The organism is Mycolicibacterium baixiangningiae (assembly GCF_016313185.1).
In the GTDB taxonomy this organism is placed as follows: Bacteria; Actinomycetota; Actinomycetes; order Mycobacteriales; family Mycobacteriaceae; genus Mycobacterium; species Mycobacterium baixiangningiae.
This window is the reverse complement of sequence record NZ_CP066218.1, coordinates 3,274,578-3,300,416: the sequence shown is the minus strand read 5'-3', so window position 1 is coordinate 3,300,416 and position 25,839 is coordinate 3,274,578. Positions and strand designations below refer to the sequence as shown.

Genomic DNA, 25,839 nt, shown 5'->3' with positions numbered 1-25,839 from the left:
GGGTGGTGCGGGTGAGGGGCAGTTCAGTGGGCCGCCGCCGTGGGGTCCGCCGCAGCAACCGCAGTGGGGTCCGCCGCAGCAACCGCAGTGGGGTGGCCCGCCTCCTGGGCCTCCGCCGTCCAACGGCGGTAAGGGGAAGTGGATCATCGGCGGCGTCGTCGTGTTGCTGGTCGTCGCGTTGGCGGTGACGATGACGATCTTGGTGACGCGGGATGGGTCGGATGGGAATTCGCCGACGCCGCCGGGGGATGGGCAGGCGTCGGAGTTCGCGAGCGCCAACGACACCGGGCCGGTCAACATCATCACGGAGGACCCGACGTGCCCAGCGTGGGGAATAGTTTCTCGAGAACTGGCGGTTACGGCTTCTCGACTTGACTGGGTTAATCGCAACGATGCTGTTCCGAGGGCGGCATGGGGTCCAGAGCAACGCCAGCAGTACGAGTCCGTTGCTGAGGCGATAACACTCGCTGCCGGTAAGGCGGCTAACTTAATGAGATCGACTCCGAATCGAGTGATGCGCGAAATGTACGAACAATTCATCGCGTACAGTCGTTCATTCACCGGGTCTTTACAGAATTACGAACCTAAACACAACCGGCTAGCGGTCGTTTTAGAAAACCTCTCCTCTGGGTTATCAACGGTATGCTCTGCCATATCGTACGACGTCTCGCGTGCGTTTGCGCCGCTGTTGCCTACCGTGCCCGCACCGTCAGAAGTTGCGCCGCCGGCAGATATGTCCGCACCCACAATGTTTCTGCAATCGCCTAACTCATCCTGCCCCGAGTGGGATTCGGAAGCCATGAAGTTTGCCGACGAAAGTGCTGACTGGCGGGGTGTTAATACCAAAATTCCTGCGAGCGAGTGGACACCCGTGGAACGAGCCACTGTGGAGTCGGCGACACCTCGAATGTCAGCGCTCGCGGATACTATGCAAAGGCTCGGCAGCGGTAGTGGGAACCCCGTATTCGAAGATTTCGCTTTCCTGGCAACTCAGTACTGGCGTGCATTCGTGATGGCGGTGCCCGAGTACCACAGCGCGGACAATTACCTTTCGGCTAGCGCGACATACCTTACGAATATTGTCCTGGTTGCCTGCGAGGTCGTGACGTAATGGCCACGACGAGCGGGGGGAGGCCATCAGGGCTGTATGCGGCGGAGATGAGCGGCGCGGGCGCCTGGCCCGATACTGATGAATCCGTCTTGGTCAATCGGGCGACTCAATTAGGCGAGGGCAGCGGCTCGAAGAGGAACTGCGCGAGAAGAAGGACCATCCAGCGGACGAGACGCTGCCGGAGGGTGCTGCTAATGGCGGCGCGGCTGGGGAGCGGGCACCCGAATACGTACCGCGCCATGCCGCGCCGGAGACCCCACAGGCCGACGCCGCACCAGAGACTGCGCCGCCCGCGCCGAAGCCGGCGCCCACTCGGCCCGCTGGCTCGTCGATTGTGTTGTGACCGTGAGTGTTTCTGACGCGAAGGTGCGCATATGACTTTACCTCCCCCTCCGAATCCGTACGGCGGTCAGCCGCCCTATGGTGGCCAGCCGCCGCAAGGTGGGCAGCCCCAGTACGGAGGCCAGCCGCAGTGGGGTAGTGCGCAGCCGGGTGGTGCGGGTGAGGGGCAGTTCAGTGGGCCGCCGCCGTGGGGTCCGCCGCCGCAGCAACCGCAGTGGGGTGGCCCGCCTTCTGGGCCTCCGCCGCCCAACGGCGGTAAGGGGAAGTGGATCATCGGCGGTGTCATCGTGTTGCTGGTCGTCGCGTTGGCGGTGACGGTCACGATCTTGGTGACGCGGGATGGGTCGGATGGGAATTCGCCGACGCCGCCGGGGGACGGGCAGGCGTCGGAGTTCGCGAGCGCCAACGACACCGGGCCGGTCAATATCATCACCGAAGATCCGACGTGTGATGCGTGGGGGAAGGTTATTCGCGCGTATTCGGACAAGTCTAAGTCGGTCAACTGGGGGCAGCGGGATCCATCGATACCGGCCAGTGCCTGGACACCCGAACAACGCAACATGTATGAGGTGGTGAGCAACGGTATGCGTGACGCCGCGAGCCAAGCGGAAAAGCTTGCAAAGACCACGCCGCACCGTGTGATGCGCGAGTTGTATGGTCAATTTGTCGCTTATTCGGCGGCATTCGTCACGACGCTCGAGGGCTACACAGAAAAAAGCGATGGGCTCGCGGTAGTGACGGATGCTTCGGGCACTGCGGCTGCTCACATATGCTCGGCAATCGAATATCGAAGCGTGCAACCAATTGCCCCACTCGTTGAGGAATCGCCCGCGCCTTCATCGGTCGAACTACCAGACGACGGGGCCGCTCCTCAACGGTTCTTAACTACTAGCAACCCAGCGTGTGACGGCTGGGAGTCATCACTTTCTGATTTTGATCGTAAGATCGCCGATTGGCTAGCAATTGATCCTCAAATATCAGCACCGGACTGGAGTCCTGCGCAAAGGTCGGTAAATGAGGCTGCAGCGAAAAGCATGGTCATCAATGCTGATGTACTGGAGGAATTAGGGCGCGAGAGTCGGAACCCAATCTTTGAAGACCTTGCGGCGTTGGCGGCGCAATATCGCCGAGCCTTTGCGTTGACAATTCCGGAATATGAGTCGAAGGACGGATTCTTATCGGAGTCGGCGACTTACCTGGCGCGAACGGTGAACTCGGCCTGTAAGGCGGTTGCATAGTGGCCTTGAGTCGTAGCGTCGGCGTAGTAAGCAAGCCTTCGGGGCCGTACGCCGCTGAAATGACGCATGGGGGCGTGGCCCGAAACTAACGAGTCCATATTCGAGGAGCGCGAAGCCGCTCTAAGGGAGAAGCTTGGCCAGCTGTCAACGGCTGCGGGGAAAGCGGGCGCGCGAGTAGACAAACATACCGTCGCACTTGGAAATCATGACCAACATCTCGAGATGCGATCAGTTGTTGCAATGTTGCGGCGAATTCTGTCGTTGGTGCAAAAGATGCCATCGCAGCGAACGTCAAGAATACGCAAGGTGCTATAGCGGATCTGCAGCGAGAAGCTGCGGAAAATCAAACCGATGCCTCCAACGCCATTCACAGCTGGTTAAAAAGGAATACCTCGAGAACCTGCGCCTCGTAAATTTATTGGCGGGAGCACTGGGCGGTAAGCCGCTGGCGCCGAAGCTGCCCTCGATGAGGGCGAGCGTCCAATGGCGAGTCGCGCGGGGAGCGAGCCTCGGCTTCGGCACCGGAGGAGCCGCTCGCGACGCTTACTCGGAATGCGAATCTGGATTGCAGCCGCCAGCCGGCGCCTGCTCTGTCCGGCCCAGCTCAGGCGCCTGTTGCGCTTGTTTCGAACCTCGACCGAGCGGAATCTGTCGGCAGGATCGCGGAGAGCGCAGCCAGGCCCCCGGGGAATCTTGGTGGCGGGCCACCTTCTCCGCCGAATAACGGGCGGGTCATGAGCGCTGTGCGTACGTCGAGCCCTAGTGTGAACCTCTCGGCAGGTGCGTCAACGGCGCCATCCCCCTCCGTCGATTTCGGCGCAGGCGATGTCCCGGCTGCGCCGGGTGCCGCGCGGCAACTCGACTCGGTCGGTGACGCCCTGCTCGGTGACTTGCTGCCGGCTGCGCCCGCGGACACACGGCTCCGCCAGCCGACAACTCGATAATGCTGTGGTTCGAGGTGATGAAGCCACTCATGAGCACCTCGGCGGATCGAGAGACAGCGGCCGATGCCACCACACAGCGGGCTGCCATCGCCGACTGGGTGTACTGGCAGCACGTCAGCGTCATGAGTAGCGACGGGATCGTCGTGAAGCAGTAATCGGGCCACCACCGCGTCGTCACCCCTGACCAACCCCCCGACGCCCTAAGCTCCTACGAGTGGCGACCTCCAAAGTCGAACGGCTGATGAACCTCGTCATCGCGCTGCTCTCGACGCGCACCTTCATCACCGCCGACCGCATCCGGCAGGTCGTCGCCGGCTACGCCGACAGTCCCAGCGACGAGGCGTTCTCCCGCATGTTCGAGCGCGACAAGAACGAACTGCGCGACCTCGGCATCCCCCTGGAGACCGGCCGCGTCTCGCAGTTCGACCCCACCGAGGGCTATCGCATCAACCGCGACGCCTACGCCCTCCCGGCCGTGGAACTCACCGCCGACGAAGCCGCCGCCGTCGCCGTCGCCACCCAACTCTGGGAGTCACCCGAACTCGTCACCGCCACCCAGGGCGCCTTGCTGAAACTGCGCGCCGCCGGTGTGGACGTCGACGCCGCCGACGGCGTTGCTATCTCCACCGCCACCCTGCCGGGCGTCCGCGGCAACGAAGAAACGCTACGCACCCTGCTTCAAGCCATTGACGACGGTCAGGCCGTGCAGTTCGGTCACCGCAGAGACCGCTCCGAGCCCTACACCACTCGCACCGTCGAACCCTGGGGCGTGGTCACCCACCGCGGACGCTGGTACCTCGTCGGCCACGACCGCGACCGCGACGCCCCTCGCACCTTCCGCCTGTCGCGCATCGCCGACGACGTCACCACCATCGGTGCACCCGGCGCCGTCCACAAGCCCGACGACATCGACCTCCGCGAGGTCGTTCGCCGCGCCGTCGCCGAATGGCCCACCGGCACCCAGGCCCGGGTCTGGGTCGCCGACGGCCGCGCCACCGCGCTGCGCCGCCAAGCCGTCATCGAAGGTCCTATGACCCTGGGCGGCCGCACCGGCGAGGTCATCACTGTCGAGATCGGCATGTTCGACCAGCTCGCCCGCGAGATCGCCAGCTACGGCGCCGACGCCGTCGCGCTCGAACCGCAGTCCCTGCGCGACGACGTGATCGCCCGTCTCACAGCGCAGGCCACCGCATGAGCGCCGTCTCGACCCGGCTGGTCCGGCTGCTCAACATGGTCCCGTACTTCCAGGCCAACCCTCGCATCACCTACGCCGAAGCCGCCTCCGACCTCGGCGTCACCGTCAAACAACTGCAGGACGACCTCAACCAGCTGTGGATGTGCGGGCTGCCCGGCTACGGACCCGGCGACCTCATCGACTTCGAGTTCTCCGGCGACACCATCGAGGTCACCTTCTCTGCCGGCATCGACCACCCGCTGCGGCTCACCTCGCCCGAGGCCACCGGCGTGCTCGTCGCGCTGCGCGCCCTCGTGGACGTCCCCGGCATGGTCGACCCCGAAGCCGCCCGCAGCGCCATCGCGAAGATCGAGCAGGCCGCCGGAACCGCGGGCCAAGACATCGGCGACGCGGTCACCGCCGTCGACGAACCCGCGCCGGCGGAAAGCGAGGCCGCCACCGCCGTCCGCACCGCGGTGCGCAACGCGCGCGCCCTGATGATCGAGTACTACTCCGCCTCCCACGACATGCTGACCAGCCGCGTCGTCGACCCCATCCGGGTGATCCTCGTCGCCGACCACACCTACCTCGAAGCGTGGTGCCGCTCCGCCGAGGGCGTGCGCCTGTTCCGCTTCGACCGCATCGTCGACGCCCGTGTGCTCGACGAACCCGCCGTCCCGCCACCGCCCGCGGTGGAGGCCGGACCCGATACGTCGCTGTTCGACGCCGATCCGGCGCTGCCGTCGGCGAGTCTGCTCATCGACCGGTCGGCCTCGTGGATGTTCGACTACTACCCGTTGCGGGTGGTGCGGGAACTGCCCGACGGTGCCTGCGAAGCCGCGATGACCTACGCCTCGGACGACTGGATGGCGCGCTTCGTGCTCGGCTTCGGCTCGGCGGTGCGGGTGCTCGAACCGCAGACCCTGGCGGACAAGGTCCGGGAATCGGCCGCCACGGCGCTGCTCGCCTACGAGAAAGACCCCGCCGACGGGTAGACTCGGCGACGACTTCGAGGAGGTGCATTTTGGGCGGTCTACAACCCTGGCACTGGGTTATCGTCATCGCGGTGTTCGTGCTGCTGTTCGGCGCCAAGAGGCTGCCGGATGCGGCCCGCTCGCTGGGCAAGTCCATGCGGATCTTCAAGTCCGAGGTCAAGGAGATGCAAGCGGAAGGCAAGACGGACAACCCGCCGGCCACGCCGATCGCCTCGGAGCGCGTCACCCCCGCTGATCCCACGGTCACCGCCGAGCAGTCCGACAAACGGCCGGCCTGACCCCACGCTCTCCGTCCCACGCGGCCTGACGCCGCGTTGTCAGTCGGCGTCCGTCGGCGGCCCCTAGGCGACTACACGTGCAAACCCCCGGATTCCTCAAGCGGCTCAACCCGCGCCAGCGGCGCGCCCGAGCCAATCCCGACGGCACCATGTCGTTGGTCGAACACCTCCACGAACTGCGCAACCGGCTTCTGGTGGCCGCCGCGGCGGTCGTCCTGACGACGATTCTCGGGTTCTTCTGGTACAGCCACGGCATCTTCGGCTTCCACAGCCTGGGCGAGTGGCTGCGTGGTCCGTACTGTGCGCTGCCGGATTACGCGCGCGCCTCCATCACCGACGACGGGCAGTGCCGCCTGCTCGCCACGGCCCCGTTCGACCAGTTCATGCTGCGCCTGAAAGTGGCGCTGATGGCGGGCATCGTGATGGCCTGCCCAGTGTGGCTGTACCAGCTGTGGGCGTTCATCACCCCTGGGCTGTACCGCAACGAACGCCGTTTCGCGATGGCCTTCGTGGCCGTCGGCTCGGTGCTGTTCATCGGCGGCGCGGTGCTGGCGTACATCGTGCTCGCCCAGGCCTTGGGCTTCCTGCTCACCGTCGGCAGCGACGTTCAGGTCACCGCGCTGTCTGGCGACCAATACTTCGGCTTCCTGATCAACCTGCTGCTGGTGTTCGGGTTCAGCTTCGAGTTCCCGTTGTTGATCGTGATGCTCAACGTCATCGGGATGCTGCCCTATGAGCGCCTCAAGGCGTGGCGTCGCGGCCTGATTTTCGGGCTGTTCGTCTTCGCGGCCTTCTTCACCCCCGGCTCGGACCCGTTCTCCATGCTCGCGCTGGCTGGCGCCCTGACCGTGCTGCTCGAGGTCGCCATCCAGGTCGCCCGCCTCCACGACAAGCGCAAGGCGAAGCGGGAAGCCGCCCAGTCCGTGCCCGAGGACGAGGCCGCACCGATCGGCGGCGTCGAACCGATCGAGCCGCCCAGCGCGGTGTCGACCCCGTCGCGGTCCACCCTTCATGACGAATCCACCTGACTTTCAGCTCGCGGCGTTCGCCGCGGGGATGCCGTTCGCGCTCGACCCGTTCCAGATCCGCGGCTGCGAGGCGCTCGAAAGCGGACACGGCGTCCTGGTGTGCGCGCCGACCGGCGCCGGCAAGACCGTCGTCGGCGAATTCGCCGTGCATCTCGCCCTGGCGGCGGGCGGCAAGTGCTTCTACACCACACCCATCAAGGCGCTGAGCAACCAGAAGCACGCCGACCTGGTCCGCCGGTACGGTCCCGAGAAGATCGGGCTGCTCACCGGAGATCAGTCCATCAACGGTGACGCCGACATCGTCGTGATGACCACCGAAGTGCTGCGCAACATGCTGTATGCGAATTCGCCCGCGCTGCACGGCTTGTCCTACGTGGTGATGGACGAGGTGCACTTCCTGGCCGACCGGATGCGCGGTGCGGTCTGGGAAGAGGTGATCCTGCACCTGCCCGACGAGGTCCGGCTGGTCAGCCTGTCGGCGACGGTGAGCAACGCCGAGGAGTTCGGCGGCTGGATCCAGACCGTGCGCGGGGACACCACCGTGGTGGTCGACGAACACCGGCCCGTTCCGCTGTGGCAGCACGTGCTGGTCGGCAAACGACTCTTCGACCTGTTCGACTACCGCGCACACACCGAAGTCCGCAGTGGGCGTGAACTGGTCGTCGATCCGGAGCTGCTGCGCCACATCGCCCACCGGCGCGAAGCCGACCGGCTCGCCGACTGGCAGCCGCGCGGCCGGGGGCGGTCGAGCCATCGCAGCAGGCCGACGATCTACCGGCCACCCGCCCGGCCCGACGTGATCGCCAGTCTCGACCGCGAAGGACTGCTTCCGGCCATCACGTTCGTGTTCTCCCGCGCCGGCTGCGACGCCGCGGTCAAACAATGTCTGCGCTCACCGCTACGGCTGACCACCAACGACGAACGCGTGCGCATCGCAGAGGTCATCGACCGCCGCTGCGCCGATCTCGCCGAGGCCGACCTGATTGTGCTCGAGTACCACGAGTGGCGTGAGGGGCTGCTGCGTGGCCTGGCCGCCCACCACGCCGGCATGCTGCCGGTCTTCCGTCACACCGTCGAGGAACTCTTCACCGCCGGACTGGTCAAAGCGGTGTTCGCCACCGAGACACTGGCATTGGGCATCAACATGCCCGCCCGCACCGTGGTGCTCGAGAAGCTGGTCAAGTTCAACGGCGAGCAGCACATGCCGCTGACACCGGGGGAGTACACGCAGCTGACCGGCCGGGCCGGGCGCCGCGGCATCGACGTCGAGGGGCACGCCGTGGTGCTGTGGACCCCCGACGTGGAACCGGTCGAAGTCGCCGGGCTCGCGTCGACACGCACCTTCCCGCTGCGCAGTTCGTTCGCGCCGTCGTACAACATGACCATCAACCTGGTCCAGCAGATGGGGCCGGCGCAGGCGCGTCAACTCCTCGAGCAGTCGTTCGCCCAGTTCCAGGCGGACCGTTCGGTGGTGGGTCTGCGCCGCGGTGTCGAGCGCGGCGAACGGATGCTCGACGACATCGCCACCGAACTCGGCGGCCGCGACGCGCCGATCCTGGACTACGTGCGGCTGCGGGCCCGCATTGCCGAACGTGAACGCGCACAGTCGCGTTCGTCACGAGTGCAGCGTCGCGCTGCCGCTGATGACGCGCTCAGCGCGCTGCGTCGCGGCGACATCATCACCATCACCAACGGACGGCGCGGTGGACTGGCCGTCGTCCTCGAATCCGCCCGCGACACCGACGATCCGCGGCCGCTCGTGCTCACAGAACACCGATGGGCCGGCCGCATCTCCTCCGCCGACTACACCGGCGCGACACCCCGCGTCGGCACGATGACGCTGCCCAAACACATCGAACACCGCAATCCGCGGGTGCGCCGCGATCTGGCGTCGGCGCTGCTCTCGGCGGCGGCCGGGATGGCGATGCCGGAGGGCCGTCCCCGCCGCAAGGGCGCCCACCAGCAGGATGACGACACCGATCCGGAACTGGTATCGCTGCGCGACACGTTGCGCCGTCACCCCGCACACCACCTGCCCGACCGCGACGAGCAGGCCCGGCTGGCCGAGCGCTACCTGCGCATCGAACGGGACAACGCCCAGATCCAGAACAAGGTGGCCGCCGCGACGAACTCGCTGGCCCGCACCTTCGACCGGATCGTCGTGCTGCTCGGCGAACGCGGTTTCATCGACACCACCGGCGATGACCCGACGGCTACCGACGACGGACGTCTGCTGGCCCGCATCTACAGCGAAAGCGACCTGCTGGTGGCCGAGTGCCTGCGCGCACGCACCTGGGACGGCCTCGACGCCGCGGAATTGGCCGCGGTGCTGTCGTCGGTGCTGTTCGAATCCCGCGGCGACACGCCCGGTGTCGCTGCCGGTTCCGAGGCGCCTACGGGGAAGGTGCGCCGCGCGCTGTCTGCGACCCGACGGGTCTCGGCTGATCTGCGCGCCGACGAGCAACGCCACCGCATCAGCCCCAGCCGGGAACCCGACGAGGGTTTCGTGACCGCGATCTACCGCTGGGCAACGACCGGCGACCTGACCACCGCACTGGCCGCGTCGGACGCCACCGGCGGTGGGTCACCCCTGTCTGCGGGGGATTTCGTGCGATGGTGCCGGCAGGTGCTCGACCTGCTCGACCAGGTCCGCAATGCCGCGCCGACGCCTGCTTTACGCACCGCCGCGAAACGCGCGATCAACGACATTCGACGCGGCGTCGTGGCAGTTGATGCGGGGTAGTGTGTGGTGCCAGCGAGCCGAGCGAAGACCAAGGAGACACGATGAGCGGACCGCAGGGATCTGATCCGGCGCAGCCGTGGGCCGGTCAACAGCCGGACGCGGGCACGGATCAGCCGGCCGGCGACCCGTCGAACACGCACTGGCAGTCACCCGGGCAGGGCGGGGAGCAGGGGACCCCGGAGACTCCGTCGTGGCAACAGCCTCCGGCGTACACGCCGCAGCAGTATCCGCAGTACCCGCAGCCCACCGGGCAGCAACCGCCGTACCAGCCCTACCCGCCGACCGAACAGTACGGTCAGCCGCAATACGGTCAGCCGCAGTACGGGCAGCAGCCCCAGTACGGTCAGCCGGGCCAGTACGGCCAGCAGCCGCAGTACGGTCAGCCCCAGTACGGTCAGCCGGGCCAGTACGGTCAGCAGCCGCCGCAATACGGTCAGACGGGTCAGTACGGAGCGTTCCCGCCCCCGGGCGGTGACGAGGGCTCAAAGCGGTCGATGAAGGTCATCGGCGGGATCGTCGGCGCTTTGCTGGTGGTGCTTCTCCTGGTGATCGGCGTGTTGGGCTTCTGGAAGCCCGGCTTCTTCGTGACGACGAAGCTCGACGTCACCGCCGCGCAATCCGGCGTGCAGCAGATCCTCACCGACGAGTCGAATGGCTACGGCGCGAAGAACGTCCGCGACGTGAAGTGCAACAACGGCGAGAGCCCCGAGGTGAAGAAGGGCGGCACGTTCGACTGCGAGGTCAGCATCGACGGCACCAAACGCGAAGTCACCGTGACCTTCCAGGACGACGACGGCACCTACGAGGTCGGCCGCCCCCGTTAGTCGAGGGAGTCGAGCGCCTTCTGCAGGCGCCCGACCGACGAGGTGACGCCGAGGTCGCCCGCCAGCTGGGCGACCTTGCGCGGATGCGCTGCAGCCAGCGGCAACTCGTCCGACGCCGTGGACATCGTGACGGGAGCGTCGGTGGCGACGCGCACCACCGGCTCCGCGGCCTCGATGTAGTCGGTGGCGGCCAGCAGTTTCTTGCGATACGCCTTCGACATCTTCGACTTCGGATCGTGCGCGGCAGCGACGATCGCCTCCAGCGAGCCGAACTGGGCCAGCAGCGTCGCGGCGGTCTTTTCGCCGACGCCCGCCACGCCGGGCAGCCCGTCGGACGGATCTCCGCGCAGCAGCGCCAGTTCGGCGTACGCCGCGCCGGCGCGCTCCTTGGGGACGGCGTACTGCTCGGCCACCTCGTCCGGACCGAACAGCGTCGCCTTCGACATGCCGCGGCCCAGGTAGAGCACCCGCACCTCAACCGGCTCGTCGCGCACCACCTGAAGCAGGTCGCGGTCGCCGCTGACCACGATCACCCGGTCCCGCGTCTCGGCGGCGGCCAGCGTGCCCAGTACGTCGTCGGCTTCGTATCCCGGGGCGCCCGCGTGGGGGATGCCGAACGCGTCGAGCATCGCCATGATCATGTCGACCTGCGGGGTGAGGTCGTCGGGCACCACCTCGACATCGGTGCCCTCGGGCTGCGGTTCGGCGACCCGTTGCGCCTTGTACGACGGGATGAGGTCGACACGCCACTGCGGGCGCCAGTCGTCGTCGCGACACACCACGAGGCGCGACGGGCGCTCGCGGCCGACGAGCATCGCGACGGTGTCCAGGAAGCCCCGCACGGCGTTGACCGGCCTCCCGTCGGGCGCGGTGATCGACGAGGGCAGCGCGAAGTACGAGCGGAACCACATGCTGGCGCCGTCGAGGAGCAACAGGGGAGCGGCCATGGTCCTCAAAGCTACCGGCCGCGCCCCGTTGCGCCGCAGTAGCCTTACTGCCATGACCGGCAGCCGATTCAGCACTGATGTCTACGCCCGCCGACTGCAGGCCGCGGCCACGGCGGCGGGTGACGCCGGACTGGCCGGCCTGATCATCACGCCCGGCTATGACCTGCGTTATCTGGTGGGCTCGCACGCGCAGACCTTCGAACGGCTGACCGCCCTGGTGCTACCCGCCCACGGCGACCCGACGGTGGTGGTGCCGCGTCTGGAGTTGGCCGCACTGAAGGAGTCCGCCATCCCCGAACTCGTTGTGACCGTGCGGGATTGGGTCGACGGTGACGATCCGTACGCGCTGGTGGCCGAGGCGCTCGGTGGCGGCCCGACGCGCACGGCGGTGACCGATTCGATGCCCGCGCTTCACCTGCTGCCGCTGGCCGGGGTGCTCGGCGAGGTACCCGTGCTGGCCACTGACGTGCTGCGGCGGCTGCGGATGCAGAAGGACGCCGCCGAGATCGACGCGTTGCGCAAGGCCGGCGCGGCCATCGACCGTGTCCACGCGAGGGTGCCGGAGTTCCTGGTGGCCGGGCGCACCGAGGCCGACGTCGCAGCTGACATCGCCGAAGCGATTGTGGCCGAAGGGCATTCGGAGGTGGCGTTCATCATCGTGGGGTCCGGACCGCACGGCGCCGACCCGCACCACGAATGCTCCGACCGCGAACTGCGGGCCGGCGACGTCGTGGTCGTCGACATCGGCGGACCCTACGAGCCGGGTTACAACTCCGATTGCACGCGGACCTACAGCCTCGGCGAACCCGATCCCGAGGTGGCGCGCCGCTACGCCGTCCTGCAGCGTGCCCAGCGGGCCGCCGTCGAGGCGGTGCGGCCGGGCGTCACCGCCGAGCAGATCGACGCCGCCGCGCGTGAGGTGTTGGCCGCCGAAGGGCTTGCCGAGGCGTTCGTCCACCGCACGGGCCACGGCATCGGGCTGTCGGTGCACGAGGAGCCCTACATCGTGGCCGGCAACGATCTGCCCCTCGAGGCGGGTATGGCGTTCAGCGTGGAACCGGGCATCTATTTCGCGGGCGAGTGGGGTGCGCGCATCGAGGACATCGTGATCGTCACCGCGGACGGCGTGGAGTCGGTGAACAACCGGCCGCATGACCTCGTCGTGGTGCCCTCCGGACCGGACGCGACCGCCTGAGTCCCTGCGCGAGCAGACAGAGAATCGCGTGATCGGTCGAGAAATTACGCGATTCTCTGTCTGCTCGCGGGGAGGAGTCAGTCGGTGGAGGAGCGGTCGAGCAGCTGCGAGGAGCCCAGCACGCGTTCGACGCGCACCTCGATCACGACCCGCTCCGGGTTGACCCGGGGGGTGCGGTACCGCTGGGCGTAGCGCAGCTCGGCGTCGCGGACGGCGTCGGGATCCGAGTTGACGGTCGATTTGCCCTCCAGCGACAGCCAACGTGCCCCGTCCACCTGGCTCAGCACCGCGACGCCGCGCTGTTCGGCGTTGACCGCCTTCTGCGAGCCGCCGGAGGTGATCACCCGAGCGATGTGGGTCTTCGGGTCGAAGGTGAACCCCACCGCCACGACGTGTGGAGAGTTGTCCGATCGCAGGGTGGTGAGCATGGCGAGGTGACGTTCGGTGAGGAACGCCAGCGCGTCGCTGGTGAGCCGCGTGGTGGCCTTGCGACCTGATGTAGCCATCGTTGTCCACGCTAGCGCAGGTGAATAATCGCAGCCGTGAATGACACGGGTGGCAAGGTGGTGGTGATCTTCGGCGGGCGCAGCGAGATCGGGGTCGAGGTGGCGAAGCGGTTGGCGCCGGGCGCGACGGTCGTGCTGGCGGCGCGCCGCGCCGACCGCCTCGACGAGGAGGTCCACGCGGTGCGGGAAGCGGGGGCGGCGGCGGTGCACACCGCCGAGTTCGACGCCGACGATCTGGCCTCCCATGCCCCACTCGTGGCGAAGCTGGTCGCCGAGCACGGTCCGATCGGCACCGCCGTCGTCGCGTTCGGGATCCTCGGTGACCAGGCCCGCGCCGAGCGGGACCCCGCGCACGCGGCGGCGATCGTGCACACCGATTTTGTCGCGCAGGTCAGCCTGCTCACCGTGCTGGCTGCCACGATGCGCGAAGCGGGCAGCGGGTCCATGGTCGTGTTCTCGTCGGTGGCCGGCGCCCGCGTCCGCCGGGCCAACTACGTATACGGTTCGGCGAAAGCCGGGCTCGACGGGTTCGCCAGTGGGCTCGCCGACGCCCTGCACGGGTCGGGTGTGCATCTGCTGCTGGTGCGGCCCGGTTTCGTGATCGGAAGGATGACCGCAGGGATGGACCCCGCACCGTTGTCGAGCACCCCCGCCCAGGTGGCCGAGGCGACGGTGCGGGCACTCGCCAACGGGCGCCGCGCGGTGTGGATCCCGGGGTCGCTGGGCGCCGCGGTGCTGGTGATGCGGATGCTGCCGCGACCGCTGTGGCGCAGGATGCCGCGGTGACGGGCAGGGTCGTCGTGGTCGGCATCGGCGCCGACGGTATGGCCGGGTTGGCGCCCGCCTCCGCCGACGAACTGCGCGGCGCGACAACAATTTACGGGTCGAAGCGCCAACTCGACCTCCTCGATGACACCGTGCGCGCCGAACGCCGCGAATGGCCGTCGCCGCTGGTGCCCGCTCTGCACGCCATCCGCGACGAACCGCCGGGAGACGTGCACATCGTGGCCAGCGGAGACCCGATGCTGCACGGGATCGGTGGTTCGGCGGTGCGGGTGTTCGGCCCGAACCGTGTCGTGGTGCTGCCGCATGTGTCGTCGGTGACGTTGGCCTGCGCCCGCCTCGGCTGGGCGGTCCAGGACACCGAGGTGATCAGCCTGGTCACCGCGCCACTTCCGACCGCGGTGCGCCGCGGCGGCCGTGCGGTCGTCCTGTCACGCGATGAATCCACTCCCGCGGCGCTGGCCCGGGTGCTCGCCGACACCGGACGCGGTGACTCCGAGATGAGCGTGCTCGAGCAACTCGGCGGGCCCGCCGAGCGCCGACGCGACGCCACCGCGCGGGAGTGGGCGGCCGACCCGCCAGGCGATGTCGACGCCCTCAACGTCGTCGCGGTGCGCTACCTGCCCGACGCTCGGCAGTTCCAGGTGCTGTCCGACGACGCGTTCGCCCATGACGGCCAGATCACCAAACAACCGATGCGTGCGGTGACGCTCGCCGCGCTGGCACCACGCCCAGGGGAACTGCTGTGGGACGTGGGCGCCGGGTCGGGGAGTATCGCGATCGAGTGGTGCCGCAGCGGCCCTGGCTGCCGGGCGATCGCGTTCGAGCAGGACCAGACGCGCCGGCAGCGGATCCTCGCCAACGCCGCGGCACACGGCGTCGACGTCGCCGTGCACGGCGCGGTCCCGTCTGCCTTCGGCGATGCGGAGCCGCCGTCTGTGGTGTTCATCGGCGGCGGGCTGACGCATCCAGGTCTCCTCGGCGCGTGCCTCGAGCGCCTGCCGGTCGGCGGTCGATTGGTCGCCAACGCCGTCACCGCAGAGTCGGAAGTGATTCTACTGCAACACTATTCGCAGATCGGAGGGACGTTGCGCCGCTACCAGCACTACCGCGGTGAGCCGGTCGGCACCTTCACCGGGTGGCGGCCCGCCATGCCGGTCACCCAGTGGGCGGTGACCAAGTCATGACCGTGTACTTCATCGGGGCGGGTCCGGGTGCGGCCGATCTGATCACCGTGCGCGGTCAGCGGTTGCTCAGCAGTTGTCCGGTGTGCCTGTACGCCGGCTCGATCATGCCCGACGACCTGCTCGCACTGTGTCCACCGGACGCCCGCGTCGTCGACACCGGTCCGCTGACCCTCGACCAGATCGTCGACGAGATCGCGAAGGCGCACACCGCCGGAAAAGACGTGGCGCGCCTGCACTCCGGTGATCCGTCGATCTACAGTGCGCTGGCCGAACAGTGCCGGCGACTCGACGCGCTGGGCGTCGACTACCAGGTGGTGCCGGGGGTGCCTGCGTTCGCCGCGGCGGCGGCCGCGCTGGGCCGCGAACTCACCGCGCCGGGCGTCGCGCAGACCGTCACCCTGAGCCGGGTCGCGACGCTGTCGACGGCGATGCCGCCGGGCGAGGATCTGCGCACCCTGTCCGCGTCGGGCGCGACACTGGTGCTGCATCTGGCCGCCGCGCAGATCGACAACATCGTGCCCGACCTGCTCGCCGGTGGTTACCGGGCCGAAACACCCTGTGCGGTGGTGGCATTCGCCAGCTGGCCCGAGGAGATCGTACTACGCGGCACGCTCGGCGACATCGCCGCGCAGATGCACGAAGCCGACGTCACCCGCACCGCGGTGATCGTCATCGGTGACGTGCTGGCGGCCGACGGGTTCACCGACAGTTACCTGTACTCCTCGGGGCGCGTACGCCGCGGACGACACTGATGCGGATCCTGCTGCTGGGCGGTACCGGGGAGGCGCGGGCACTGGCCGCGGCCCTGCATCCCGGCGTCGAGGTCATCAGCTCGCTGGCCGGGCGGGTGCCCGATCCGGCGCTGCCGGTCGGGCAGGTGCGGATCGGGGGGTTCGGCGGTGTGGACGGGATGCGACGCTGGCTGGCCGACACCCCGGTCGACGCGGTCGTCGACGCCACCCATCCGTTCGCGGCGACCATCACCGCGCACGCCGCAGAGGTGTGCGCGGATCTGGCGCTGCCGCACCTGCTGCTGGCCCGGCCCGCCTGGCCGGCGGGCGACGCCATCGTCGTGCACTCCGACAGGGATGCCGCCGAAACCGTTGCACACCAGGGGTTCTCCAGGGTGTTTCTCACCACCGGGCGCACCGGTGTCGCCGCCTTCCGTGAGAGCGAGGCGTGGATTCTGATCAGGGCGGTCACCACACCCGACGCCGACCTGCTCCCGCGCCACCACCACCTGCTGCTGTCGCGCGGCCCCTACCGCTACGACGACGAAGTCGCGGTGCTGCGGACCCATCGCATCGACGCCCTGGTCACCAAGAACAGCGGCGGCGACATGACCCGGCCGAAACTGGATGCCGCGGCAGCCCTGGGCATACCGGTGGTGATGGTGGACCGGCCACCGGTGCCGCCGGGAGTCCGCACGGTGGCGACCGTGGAGGACGCGCTCGCGTGGGTCAGGTCGCAGGAGCGATGAGGTCGAGGGTGCCCAACTCGCGGATCGCCTGACATCCGCGCGCGGCCATCACCATCATCATCTCGTCGCCGCGTTCGGTCGACGTGGCGAACGCGCACCCGAGCACGGTGATCAGTGGGGCCTGCACCATGCCCAACCGGTAATCCCGCCAACAAGTTTCGACATCGTAGCCGGTGACGCCGTGGCTGAGCAGCCGCCGGTGGTAGGCGTCGACCAGATCGCGTTCGACCGCGGCGCGGGTCTCGGGCTGCAGGCTCGTGGCGGTGAAGTACGCGAGATCCCTGGCGGGCAGGCCGGAACCCAGCGTCTGCCAGTCCACCACCGTGATCCGCGACCGGTCCGGGTCGAACAGCATGTTGTCGAGTCGGTAGTCACCGTGCAGCACCGCGAATCGCTCCGGTTCGGCCAGCAACCACGGCGTCACCACCGCCATGGCGGCCGTCAACGTCTCGCGGTCCTCGGGCCGCATCCGCTCCCCGAGGCGGTCCAGCGTGATGCCGGCCGCCATGGTGGCCACCTCGCCGAACCCCTTGGCCGAGGCGGGTTCGGGCTTCGGCATGGCGACGCCGGGAAAGTCGGCCCACTGCGGGTCGCACCACGTCGGCCCGTGCAGGTCGGCCAGCGCCTCGACCGCCAGACGCGCCTCCTCGGCGCTGCAGCCCGCGATCTGGTCACCCTGCACCGCGGGCGCCATATCACCCAGCAGCAACACGAAATCGATTCCGTCGCCGGCGATCTCGCAGTGATAGCAGGGCGGTATCGGGATCTGCACCTGATCGGCGAGGTTGGTGTAGAAGGAATGCTCGGAGCGGTAGCCGATCGCGACACGGTCGCGGACCGTCTCGTCCTGCGACGGCAGTTTGATCGCGAACGACACCGGCAGATCGGGTTGCGGATCGGAGTAGGTGACGGTCACCCGGTAGGTGGCGCCGGTCTGTCCCGTGCCGATGGGGACGGTGTCGACAGCCGCCACCTCGACGGGGACGCCGTCGCGGGTCAGCGCAGTCCCGAGCCATTCCGGGGTGACATCTGCGGGCTTACCGGGAATGAGGGCCTGCACGGCACCACCTTTCGTCACGCTGTGACGCGGGACACTATCACCCGGGGTAGTAGCGCGGGGTGAACACCCGGTCGCCGGCATCGCCGGTGTACCACTGCGTCTGCGACGAACCGACGATCAACAGGCAGCGCATGTCGACATCGGCGGGGTCCAGGTCGGCCAGGCGCACGACCTTGACCTGTTCGCGTCGTCCCGCGACGTCCCGGCCGATCACCACGGGCGTACCCGGATCGCGGTGGCGCAGCAGCAGATCGCGCATCGCGGCGACCTGCCAGGTGCGGGTCTTGGACGCGGGGTTGTAGATCGCCAGCACCAGGTCTCCCGCGGCGGCCGCGGCCAGGCGGGCCTCGATGATCTCCCACGGCTTGAGCCGGTCCGACAGCGAGATCACCGCGTAGTCGTGGCCGAGCGGTGCGCCGACGCGGCTGGCGACGGCCTGGGCGGCCGTCATCGCCGGGATCACCCGCACCTCGACGCCGGGCCACTGTTTGGCCTCCTCCAGGACCGCGGTGGCCATCGCGAACACCCCCGGGTCACCCGAGGACACCACCGCGACGGCGCGGCCCTGCTCGGCGAGCGTGCACGCGAGCCGGGCGCGGGCGGGTTCGTCGGTGTTGTCGCTCGGGTGGCGCCGCTGGCCGTCCCGAAATCCGACCCGGTCGAGGTAGGGCCCGTAACCGATCAGGTCCGTCGCCGCGGCCAGTTCGCGGCGGCTCTGCGGCGTCATCCACTCGCTCGCGCCGGGTCCGAGCCCGACGACGGCGACACTGCCCGGCACCGCACGCCTGCGCGCACCGCCCGGGATCATCGCCAGCGAGAAGTAGGGCACCTTCTCGTCGCCGTCGACGTCCGCGGTGGACAGGGAGCGCTGGTCGGGGGTGCTGGCGCGTTCGACGTAGTAGGTCTCGTCGAGCCGCCCCGCCGCCGCCAGGGCGGCCCGCACTGCGGGATACGAGCGGCCCAGCTTGAGCACCACGGCCGCGTCGGTGTCGGCCAGTCGGCGCTCGAGCTCGTCGGGGGGCAGCGTCCCCGGCAGGATGGTGAGCACCTCTTCGCCCTGCACCAGCGGCGTGGCGATCGCCGCGGACGCCGCGCTCACCGACGTCACACCCGGCACGATCTCCGCGGCGAACCGTTCGGTGAGGCGGGTGTGCATGTGCATGTACGAGCTGTAGAACAGCGGGTCGCCCTCGGCGAGCAGCGCCACGTCACGTCCGGCATCGAGGTGCGCCGCGATGCGGTCGGCCGCCTCGCGGTAGAAGTCCTCCATCGCGCCGGCATAGCCGCGCGGATGGTCGGTCACCTCGGTGGTCACCGGGTACACCAGATGCTCCTCGAGCTGACCGGCACGCAGATAGGGCTCGGCGATGCGGCGCGCGATGCTGCGGCCGTGCTGCGCGCTGTGATAAGCCACCACATCGGCCTGCCCGATCACCCGGGCCGCCTTGACGGTGACGAGTTCGGGGTCGCCGGGTCCGAGCCCGACGCCGTACAGCGTGCCCCGGCTCATTCGCGTTCGCTCCCAATCGCATTCACCGCGGCGGCGGCCATCGCACTGCCGCCCCGGCGGCCGGTCACCACGAGATAGGACATTCCGCGGGGACGTGCGATGAGCTCCGCCTTGGACTGCGCCGAGCCGACGAATCCGACCGGACCGCCGAGCACGGCAGCCGGAACGGGGGCGCCCTGGTCGATCAGCTCGAGCAACCGGAACAGGGCCGTAGGTGCGTTCCCGATCGCCAGCACCGCACCGCCCAGGCGGTCGGCCCACAGATCGACCGCCGCGGCCGAGCGCGTGAATCCCAGCTTCGCCGCCAGTTCGGGGGCGCGGGCGTCGGCGACCAAGGACACCACCTCGTTGTCCGCGGGCAGCCGCGACCGGGTGATCCCGGCGGCGACCATCGACGAATCGCACAGCACCGGTGCGCCCGCGGCCAGCGCGGTGTGCGCACGGGTCACCACGTCGTCGCTGAACGCCACGTGCTCGGCCACATCGACCTGACCGCACGTGTGGATCAACCGCACCACCACCCGCGCCACATCGTCGGGGAATCGCGCCAGATCCGCCTCGGCGCGGATCGTCGCGAACGACTGCCGGTAGATCTCGGCGGCGTCGCGGATGTAGTCCAGCACGCCGCTCACCCTACGACGGGCGCCCTCGTGCCCGATAACCGTCCGGACCCGCGATCAGCACCTCACCGACCGGTGGGCTGCCGCAGCAGCGTTCACAGCCCACGAAGTGGCGATGCCCCCCGGCGGGGTCGTCGACCGCGGCGGCGGCATCGGCCCGCACGTCGGCGGCCGAGCGTTCGCAACCGGGGGTTCCCGTGCAGGCGCTGACATCGAGCCACCGTGAGTTCTCGTCGAACACCAGCCCCATCGGCGCCAGCACCCGCAGCGCCACGTCGGCGACCCCTTCGTCGAGGTCGCAGATCGCCAGCGAGCGCCACGGCGTCACGACGACCGGCGACTCGATGGCCCCCACGAACTCGGCGGTGCGGGCGGGCAGCACCCCGAGCGGTACCGCCGCGCCGAGCGTCACCCGACCGTCGTCCTGCGGGATCCACCCGACCGGTGGGCGCAAGACCGGCGGCCAGGTCGCGCCCGGCTCCGCGGTCGGCGGCAGCGTGAGCAGATCCTGTGTGGTGGGCAGCTCGTCGACCCGCCAGGCCGTGCCCCGGACCCTGACAAAGCGGACGGCCACGTCGATGAGCGTGCGCACCGCGACGTCGAGGCGCAGGCGCACGCCGGTGTCCCGGCCGGCCAGCAGCAGCGCCGCATGCTCGCGGTCGACGGCGTGTACACCGACGTCGGTACCCAGACCGGAGATGTCGCCGCGGCCGTCATCGAGACCGAACCAGAACCGACCGGAGGACTCGGCGAGCGCCGGCTCGCGCTGAATGGCCGCATCGAGCGCGACGACCAGGGGCCGGACGTCGGCGAGTCCGCCCGAGCGGCCCGACAGCGGGGAGGCAACGACGTTGCGGACCCGCTCGTGAGTCGGTGACGGCAGGAGTCCGGCCTCGGCGACCGCGTCGGCGACCGCGACCGCGTCGGTGTCGGTGATGCCGCGGATCTGCACGTTGCCACGCGAGGTCAGCTCGAGGTCCGGTGCGCCGAAGCGGATCGCCGCCTGTGCCAGCGCGGTGAGCTGGGCTCCGGACAGCATGCCGCCGGGCAACCGGACCCGGGCCAGCGCGCCGTCAGCCGCCCGGTGCACCGAGAGGGCACCCGGGCACGCGTCCTGGTCGCGGGATCGGATCGTCACTGCCGGCCATTCTAGGAACCGGCGGGCGCTCAGCTCGCGAGCGCGATGGGCTGCACCACGTCGGAGTAGCCGGACGCATCGCCGGCGACCACCCTGCTGTGTTGCCCGTACACGTCGACCGGGACGTCGCCGGCCAGGGTGACGCGGCTCAGCCGCCGGTACTGGTCGTCGTAGTCGGCCACCGCGTAGTGCTGGGTGGCGCGGTTGTCCCAGACGGCCAGATCACCGAGCTCCCAGGTCCACCGCACGGTGTTCTCCAGTTTGGTGACCCGGTTCTGCAGCAGCGCGAGCAGCGCGGTGGACTCCGCGACGCCGAGGCCCACGAACTGCTTGATGAAGTGGCCGAGCACCAGGACCTTGCGGCCGGTCTCGGGGTGCACGCGCACCACCGGATGCTCGGTCTCGAAGTACTCCGAGTAGAACTCGTCGCGGTATTCGCGTTCGGTCGCGGTCAGTGCCTCGCGGCGGCCGTCGTAGTCGGCGGCGTAGTCGAACTGGTTGGTGTGCACGGCCCACAGGTTTTCGACCAGCGCGCGAAGCGGTGCGGGCAGCTGATCGTAGGCGGCCTCCGTCGACGCCCACGTCGTCGTCCCGCCGTACTCCGGCAGCGTGACCGCCCGTAGCAGTGAGGCTTTCGGGATGCGGTCGACGAACGTGACGTCGGTGTGCCAGCTGTTGGCTTTGTCGTACCGCGAGTCGATCGGCAGGATCCGGTGCCCGCGCGAGGTGACCGTCGGATGCGCCGTCGTCGGGGTGCCGAGCCGGCGCGCGAAGGCCAACTGTCCGTCGTCGTCGAGGTGGTGCTGACCGCGGAAGAAGATCACCTTGTGTTCGAGCAACGCCTCGTTGATCGCGGCCACCGTAGCCGGGCCCAGCCCGCCGCCGAGGCGGACACCGTCGATCCGGGCGCCGATGTGCGCGCCCAGCTTCACCACACGTAACGACATGCCGGTCAGGATGGCCGCCGCTGGCCGAGCACACCATGGTTTGACTCACGGCGAACCGAACCCCGTCCGGGGCGCGGGCCGTTTCGTTTCCCGTGGGCGGGGGTACCAGCAAATCCGGCACCGGGAGCCGAACATGCGGAGGTGGTCGTGGGGGAGCTGTGGGACTACCTCAGAACTCACCAGGCACAGCTGATCTTCGACTCCTACCAGCATGTCAGCGCAGTGGTGCAGAGCGTCCTCCTCGCGACCGTCATCGGTGTCGCGGTCGGGGTGTTGACGTACCGCAACGCCACCGCAGCCAATCTCGCCACCGCGACGTCGAGTGTGATCCTGACCGTTCCGGCGTTCGCACTGCTGGGTCTGCTGATCCCGATGTTCGGGCTCGGCGTCGTCCCGAGTGTGGCGGCGCTGGTGCTGTACTCGCTGCTCCCGATCATCCGGAACACGATCGTCGGCCTCAACGCCGTCGATCCGGCGCTCACCGACGCCGCACGGGGGATCGGTATGAGCCGCCTGGCCACGCTGGGCCGCGTCGAGCTACGGCTGGTGTGGCCGTCCATCCTGTCGGCCATGCGGATCAGCACCCAGATGTCGATGGGTGTGCTGGCCATCGCCGCCTACGTCAAAGGGCCCGGACTGGGGAACCTGATCTTCGCCGGCCTGGCCCGGGTCGGCAGCCCCACCGCAGTGCCGATGGCGCTGACCGGAACGCTGCTGATCGTCATCCTCGCGCTCGTCCTCGATGCCGTGCTGGTTCTGATCGGGCGGCTCACCACATCGAAAGGCATTCGATGACACCACAGAACGGTGCGACGGTGACGGACCCCTCCGGGGTGCGCATCGAACTCGACCACGTGTCCAAAATCTATCCGGGTGCCACCGAGCCCGCCGTCGACGATGCGTCGCTGGACATCCCCGCCGGCGAGATCGTCGTCTTCGTCGGCCCCTCCGGCTGCGGCAAGACGACGATGATGCGGATGATCAACCGGCTCTCCGAGCCGACCTCGGGCCGCATCCGCATCGGCGATCAGGATGCGCTGTCGATCAAACCCACCGAATTGCGCCGCAAGATCGGCTATTCCATCCAGCAGGCCGGCCTGTTCCCGCACATGACGATCCGCCAGAACGTCGGCCTGGTGCCCGGCCTGTTGCGCTGGGACCGAAAACGCATCGACTCTCGGGTCGACGAACTGCTCGATCTGGTCGGGCTCGACCCGGGGCAGTACGCCGACCGGTATCCGCGTCAGCTCTCGGGCGGTCAGCAGCAGCGCGTCGGCGTCGCGCGGGCGCTCGCCGCCGACCCGCCGGTGCTGTTGATGGACGAGCCCTTCGGCGCGGTCGACCCGATCACGCGCAGCACCCTGCAAGACGAATTACTGCGGCTGCAAAGCGAATTGCGCAAGACCATCGTGTTCGTCACCCACGACTTCGGGGAGGCGGTCAAACTCGGCGATCGCATCGCGGTGCTGGGCCCTCGCTCGAAGCTCCTGCAGTACGACACCCCGCAGACCATTCTGGCCAGCCCGGCCGACGAGACGGTGGCCGGTTTCGTCGGATCCGGTGCGTCGCTGCGGCAGCTCGGTCTCATGCGGATCAAGGACGTGGAACTGCGCAAGCATCTGGCGGTGTCCGCCGACGACACGGTCGAGCACGTCCGGACCCAATTGGCGGGCAGCGACTTCGACTGGGCGGTCGTGGTCGACCAGCGTGACCGTCCGGTCAAGTGGGTGCGCGAAGCCCGGCTGCGGCATGCCGCCACGCTGTCGGAGGCCGTGGAGGAACTCGGCGTCGTCAGCACGCATTCGACACTCGAGGACGCCCTTGAAGCCATTCTCGCCGAACAACATGCGTCCGCCGTGGTGACGGGTCCCGGCGGCAGATACGCCGGTGTGGTCACGCTGGACACGCTCATCGACACGATCACCCGGCTCCGCGCAGAGGCCAACGCGGAGACCTCGGAGCCGTGAGCACTCTCACCGACCGGGCCGCACCCGGCACCACACCGGCCGAGCGGCTGCGGCTGTTCATCCAGCCGGCGCTGGTGCTGGTGGTCGGCGCGGCGGTGGTGTTCTGGGCGTTCAACCGCGATCTCACCGCGACGCAGCAGGAGAACATCAACCCCGGCAACGTGGCGACCCTGATCTGGCAGCATCTGCTCATCACCGCCGCGGTGACGGCGATCGTGTTGGCGGTCGGCGTGCCGCTGGGCATCCTGGTGACCCGACCGGGCGCAAAAGCGTTGCGGCCGTTGTTCATCGGTGTGGCGAACATCGGGCAGGCGGCGCCGGCGATCGGCCTGCTTGTGCTGCTCTTCCTGCTCACCGCACGAACCGGCTTCTGGATCGGGGTCCTGCCGATCGCGCTGTACTCACTGCTTCCGGTGCTGGCCAGCACGATCCTGGGTCTCGATCAGGTGGACCGATCGCTCGTCGACGCAGGACTTGGACAGGGGTTGTCGCGCGCGGGGCTACTGCTGCGGGTGGAACTGCCGCTGGCAGTGCCCTACATCCTCGCCGGCCTGCGCACGTCACTGGTGCTCGCCGTCGGTACGGCGACGCTGTCGTTCCTGGTCAACGCCGGTGGGCTCGGCATCCTCATCGACACCGGGTACAAGCTGCAGGACAACGTCACGCTGATCCTGGGCAGCGTGCTCGCGGTGTGTCTGGCCCTGCTGGTCGACTGGCTGGGCGGTCTCGCCGAGTTCGTCCTGAATCCCAAGGGGCTGCGATGACCGGCGATTTCGGCGTGCGCAGTCGCGGTCAGCGCAACCGAGCACGCCGAAATCGCGTGGTGACGCTCGTGATCGTCGCGCTGTTGACCGTGAGCGGGTGCGGGCTCGGGTCGGGGGGCACCGTGCCGTTGATGGTCGGTCCCGGGTCGATCACCCCGACGCCGGGACTCGAGGGCGTGCGTATCACCGTCGGGTCCAAGGAGTACACCGAGCAGGTCATCCTCGGTTACATCCTCGAGTTCACGCTGATGGCGGCCGGCGCCGAGGTGCGCGACCTGACCGGCATCGTCGGCTCCCGCAGCACCCGCGGAGCGCAACTGTCGGGTCAGGTCGACGTGGCCTACGAGTTCACGGGGAACGCCTGGATCAACTACCTCGGCCACGAGAAGCCGATCCCCGACTCCCGCGAACAGTTCGAAGCCGTGCGGGACGAAGACCTCGAGCGCAACGACATGGTCTGGCTCGATCCGGGTCCGATGGACGACACGTATGCGCTGGCCGCCAGCAAGCAGGTCATCGAGCGCACCGGCGTACGCACCCTGTCGCAGTACGCCGACCTGGTGCGGACCAATCCCGCCGCGGCGAAGACGTGCGTCGACACCGAGTTCCGGGCGCGCCAGGACGGTTTCCCCGGGATGGCGGCCGCATACGGCTTCGACCCGTCGCGGGCGCAGACCCCGATCCTGCAGGTCGGCATCATCTACCAGGCCACCGCCGACGGGCGGCAGTGCGATTTCGGTGAGGTCTTCACCACCGACGGCCGGATCGCCGCCCTCGATCTGACCGTGCTGACCGACGACAAGCAGTTCTTCGCCCACTACAACCCCTCGGTGACCATGAAGCGCCCGTTCTTCGACGCCCATCCGGAGATCGCCGAGGTCACCGCTCCGGTGACGGCCGCCCTGACGAACGAGGCCATCATCGAGATGAACAAGCAAGTCGACGTCGAGGGACGGGATCCGAGCGTCGTCGCCCGCGACTGGATGGTCGCCCAAGGGTTCGTCACCCCTCGCTGAGCTGCCCGAACGCCTCAAGATGTGACATGGGTCATTTGCTGG

The 25,839-nt window shown here is 68.6% G+C and carries 25 protein-coding genes; 18 read left to right on the top strand and 7 right to left on the bottom strand.

Annotated features, from left to right (window positions below):
* The first annotated feature begins 160 nt into the window (after positions 1–160).
* The 9 genes from I7X18_RS15445 (at position 161) to I7X18_RS15405 (ending at position 10,677) form a co-directional block, all read left to right on the top strand.
* On the top strand, positions 161–1,111 hold the full coding sequence (locus I7X18_RS15445) for an ESX-1 system-associated protein (RefSeq protein WP_226864420.1): 951 nt from the start codon (positions 161–163) through the stop codon (positions 1,109–1,111).
* A gap of 629 nt (positions 1,112–1,740) precedes the next feature.
* The gene (locus tag I7X18_RS15440) at positions 1,741–2,691 is read left to right on the top strand and encodes an ESX-1 system-associated protein (protein WP_226864421.1); all 951 of its coding nucleotides are present in this window, start codon (positions 1,741–1,743) and stop codon (positions 2,689–2,691) included.
* 973 nt (positions 2,692–3,664) lie between these two features.
* Entirely contained in the window at positions 3,665–3,790 is a 126-nt protein-coding gene (locus I7X18_RS29860; protein WP_269751273.1) for a hypothetical protein, read from the top strand.
* Positions 3,791–3,849: 59 nt separating this feature from the next.
* Entirely contained in the window at positions 3,850–4,830 is a 981-nt protein-coding gene (locus I7X18_RS15430) for a helix-turn-helix transcriptional regulator (protein WP_193048331.1), read from the top strand.
* The gene (locus I7X18_RS15425; RefSeq protein WP_193048332.1) at positions 4,827–5,804 is read left to right on the top strand and encodes a helix-turn-helix transcriptional regulator; all 978 of its coding nucleotides are present in this window, start codon (positions 4,827–4,829) and stop codon (positions 5,802–5,804) included. Before I7X18_RS15430 ends, I7X18_RS15425 begins: the two co-directional genes overlap by 4 nt.
* 29 nt (positions 5,805–5,833) lie before the next feature.
* On the top strand, positions 5,834–6,082 hold the full coding sequence (tatA, locus tag I7X18_RS15420) for a Sec-independent protein translocase subunit TatA (RefSeq protein WP_193048333.1): 249 nt from the start codon (positions 5,834–5,836) through the stop codon (positions 6,080–6,082).
* A gap of 77 nt (positions 6,083–6,159) precedes the next feature.
* Positions 6,160–7,110, top strand: a complete 951-nt coding sequence (tatC, locus tag I7X18_RS15415; protein WP_193048334.1) for a twin-arginine translocase subunit TatC — start codon at positions 6,160–6,162, stop codon at positions 7,108–7,110.
* Entirely contained in the window at positions 7,094–9,853 is a 2,760-nt protein-coding gene (locus I7X18_RS15410) for a DEAD/DEAH box helicase (RefSeq protein WP_193048335.1), read from the top strand. Before tatC ends, I7X18_RS15410 begins: the two co-directional genes overlap by 17 nt.
* A 41-nt stretch (positions 9,854–9,894) precedes the next feature.
* Entirely contained in the window at positions 9,895–10,677 is a 783-nt protein-coding gene (locus I7X18_RS15405; protein WP_193048336.1) for a DUF4333 domain-containing protein, read from the top strand.
* Here I7X18_RS15405 and I7X18_RS15400 read toward each other — a convergent pair.
* Entirely contained in the window at positions 10,674–11,624 is a 951-nt protein-coding gene (locus I7X18_RS15400; RefSeq protein WP_193048337.1) for a 5'-3' exonuclease, read from the bottom strand. The two genes, I7X18_RS15405 and I7X18_RS15400, sit on opposite strands and share 4 nt — an antisense overlap.
* A 52-nt stretch (positions 11,625–11,676) precedes the next feature.
* On the opposite strand from I7X18_RS15400, the gene I7X18_RS15395 reads away from it, so the two are divergent.
* The gene (locus tag I7X18_RS15395; protein ID WP_193048338.1) at positions 11,677–12,819 is read left to right on the top strand and encodes a M24 family metallopeptidase; all 1,143 of its coding nucleotides are present in this window, start codon (positions 11,677–11,679) and stop codon (positions 12,817–12,819) included.
* Positions 12,820–12,896: 77 nt separating this feature from the next.
* Here the strand turns inward: I7X18_RS15395 and I7X18_RS15390 are convergent, their stop codons facing one another.
* Entirely contained in the window at positions 12,897–13,325 is a 429-nt protein-coding gene (locus tag I7X18_RS15390; RefSeq protein ID WP_193048339.1) for a F420-dependent biliverdin reductase, read from the bottom strand.
* 36 nt (positions 13,326–13,361) lie between these two features.
* On the opposite strand from I7X18_RS15390, the gene I7X18_RS15385 reads away from it, so the two are divergent.
* The 4 genes from I7X18_RS15385 to I7X18_RS15370 are packed head-to-tail and all read left to right on the top strand — an operon-like array spanning position 13,362 to position 16,775.
* Positions 13,362–14,111 carry a decaprenylphospho-beta-D-erythro-pentofuranosid-2-ulose 2-reductase gene (locus I7X18_RS15385; protein ID WP_193048340.1) on the top strand — a complete coding sequence of 250 codons (750 nt, stop codon included), beginning with the start codon at positions 13,362–13,364 and terminating at the stop codon, positions 14,109–14,111.
* Between the two features lie 38 nt (positions 14,112–14,149).
* Positions 14,150–15,295: a precorrin-6y C5,15-methyltransferase (decarboxylating) subunit CbiE gene (cbiE, locus tag I7X18_RS15380; RefSeq protein WP_226864430.1), complete on the top strand. Its 1,146-nt coding sequence runs from the start codon at positions 14,150–14,152 to the stop codon at positions 15,293–15,295.
* The gene (cobM, locus tag I7X18_RS15375; protein WP_193048342.1) at positions 15,292–16,047 is read left to right on the top strand and encodes a precorrin-4 C(11)-methyltransferase; all 756 of its coding nucleotides are present in this window, start codon (positions 15,292–15,294) and stop codon (positions 16,045–16,047) included. The genes cbiE and cobM overlap by 4 nt, the downstream gene beginning before the upstream one ends.
* Complete coding sequence (locus I7X18_RS15370) at positions 16,047–16,775, top strand: cobalt-precorrin-6A reductase (RefSeq protein ID WP_193048343.1); 729 nt, start codon at positions 16,047–16,049, stop codon at positions 16,773–16,775. Before cobM ends, I7X18_RS15370 begins: the two co-directional genes overlap by 1 nt.
* Here the strand turns inward: I7X18_RS15370 and I7X18_RS15365 are convergent.
* The 5 genes from I7X18_RS15365 to I7X18_RS15345 are packed head-to-tail and all read right to left on the bottom strand — an operon-like array spanning position 16,756 to position 22,050.
* Complete coding sequence (locus tag I7X18_RS15365) at positions 16,756–17,835, bottom strand: phosphotransferase family protein (RefSeq protein ID WP_193048344.1); 1,080 nt, start codon at positions 17,833–17,835, stop codon at positions 16,756–16,758. The two genes, I7X18_RS15370 and I7X18_RS15365, sit on opposite strands and share 20 nt — an antisense overlap.
* Before the next feature lie 37 nt (positions 17,836–17,872).
* Positions 17,873–19,345, bottom strand: coding sequence for a precorrin-2 C(20)-methyltransferase (locus I7X18_RS15360; protein WP_193048345.1), 1,473 nt, complete (start codon positions 19,343–19,345; stop codon positions 17,873–17,875).
* The gene (locus tag I7X18_RS15355) at positions 19,342–19,968 is read right to left on the bottom strand and encodes a precorrin-8X methylmutase (protein WP_193048346.1); all 627 of its coding nucleotides are present in this window, start codon (positions 19,966–19,968) and stop codon (positions 19,342–19,344) included. The genes I7X18_RS15360 and I7X18_RS15355 overlap by 4 nt, the downstream gene beginning before the upstream one ends.
* A gap of 10 nt (positions 19,969–19,978) precedes the next feature.
* Positions 19,979–21,103, bottom strand: coding sequence for a precorrin-3B synthase (gene cobG / locus I7X18_RS15350; RefSeq protein ID WP_193048347.1), 1,125 nt, complete (start codon positions 21,101–21,103; stop codon positions 19,979–19,981).
* Positions 21,104–21,132: 29 nt separating this feature from the next.
* On the bottom strand, positions 21,133–22,050 hold the full coding sequence (locus I7X18_RS15345) for a TauD/TfdA dioxygenase family protein (protein ID WP_269751272.1): 918 nt from the start codon (positions 22,048–22,050) through the stop codon (positions 21,133–21,135).
* Between the two features lie 147 nt (positions 22,051–22,197).
* On the opposite strand from I7X18_RS15345, the gene I7X18_RS15340 reads away from it, so the two are divergent.
* From I7X18_RS15340 to I7X18_RS15325, 4 genes are read left to right on the top strand one after another with little or no spacing between them, the layout of a single operon-like run.
* Positions 22,198–22,845: an ABC transporter permease gene (locus I7X18_RS15340; RefSeq protein WP_193048348.1), complete on the top strand. Its 648-nt coding sequence runs from the start codon at positions 22,198–22,200 to the stop codon at positions 22,843–22,845.
* Positions 22,842–24,017: an ATP-binding cassette domain-containing protein gene (locus I7X18_RS15335; RefSeq protein WP_193048349.1), complete on the top strand. Its 1,176-nt coding sequence runs from the start codon at positions 22,842–22,844 to the stop codon at positions 24,015–24,017. Before I7X18_RS15340 ends, I7X18_RS15335 begins: the two co-directional genes overlap by 4 nt.
* Entirely contained in the window at positions 24,014–24,781 is a 768-nt protein-coding gene (locus I7X18_RS15330) for an ABC transporter permease (protein WP_193048350.1), read from the top strand. The genes I7X18_RS15335 and I7X18_RS15330 overlap by 4 nt, the downstream gene beginning before the upstream one ends.
* Positions 24,778–25,797 carry a glycine betaine ABC transporter substrate-binding protein gene (locus I7X18_RS15325; RefSeq protein ID WP_193048351.1) on the top strand — a complete coding sequence of 340 codons (1,020 nt, stop codon included), beginning with the start codon at positions 24,778–24,780 and terminating at the stop codon, positions 25,795–25,797. Before I7X18_RS15330 ends, I7X18_RS15325 begins: the two co-directional genes overlap by 4 nt.
* The last annotated feature ends 42 nt before the right edge of the window (positions 25,798–25,839 follow it).

Bases quoted from the DNA above. Each gene is read 5' to 3' on its own strand.
- I7X18_RS29860 (WP_269751273.1), top strand. From the start codon at position 3,665: ATGAGCACCTCGGCGGATCGAGAGACAGCGGCCGATGCCACCACACAG.
- I7X18_RS15425 (WP_193048332.1), top strand. From the start codon at position 4,827: ATGAGCGCCGTCTCGACCCGGCTGGTCCGGCTGCTCAACATGGTCCCG.
- I7X18_RS15410 (WP_193048335.1), top strand. From the start codon at position 7,094: ATGACGAATCCACCTGACTTTCAGCTCGCGGCGTTCGCCGCGGGGATG.
- I7X18_RS15405 (WP_193048336.1), top strand. From the start codon at position 9,895: ATGAGCGGACCGCAGGGATCTGATCCGGCGCAGCCGTGGGCCGGTCAA.
- I7X18_RS15400 (WP_193048337.1), bottom strand. From the start codon at position 11,624: ATGGCCGCTCCCCTGTTGCTCCTCGACGGCGCCAGCATGTGGTTCCGC.
- I7X18_RS15395 (WP_193048338.1), top strand. From the start codon at position 11,677: ATGACCGGCAGCCGATTCAGCACTGATGTCTACGCCCGCCGACTGCAG.
- I7X18_RS15390 (WP_193048339.1), bottom strand. From the start codon at position 13,325: ATGGCTACATCAGGTCGCAAGGCCACCACGCGGCTCACCAGCGACGCG.
- cbiE (WP_226864430.1), top strand. From the start codon at position 14,150: ATGGCCGGGTTGGCGCCCGCCTCCGCCGACGAACTGCGCGGCGCGACA.
- cobM (WP_193048342.1), top strand. From the start codon at position 15,292: ATGACCGTGTACTTCATCGGGGCGGGTCCGGGTGCGGCCGATCTGATC.
- I7X18_RS15370 (WP_193048343.1), top strand. From the start codon at position 16,047: ATGCGGATCCTGCTGCTGGGCGGTACCGGGGAGGCGCGGGCACTGGCC.
- I7X18_RS15360 (WP_193048345.1), bottom strand. From the start codon at position 19,345: ATGAGCCGGGGCACGCTGTACGGCGTCGGGCTCGGACCCGGCGACCCC.
- I7X18_RS15345 (WP_269751272.1), bottom strand. From the start codon at position 22,050: ATGTCGTTACGTGTGGTGAAGCTGGGCGCGCACATCGGCGCCCGGATC.
- I7X18_RS15335 (WP_193048349.1), top strand. From the start codon at position 22,842: ATGACACCACAGAACGGTGCGACGGTGACGGACCCCTCCGGGGTGCGC.
- I7X18_RS15325 (WP_193048351.1), top strand. From the start codon at position 24,778: ATGACCGGCGATTTCGGCGTGCGCAGTCGCGGTCAGCGCAACCGAGCA.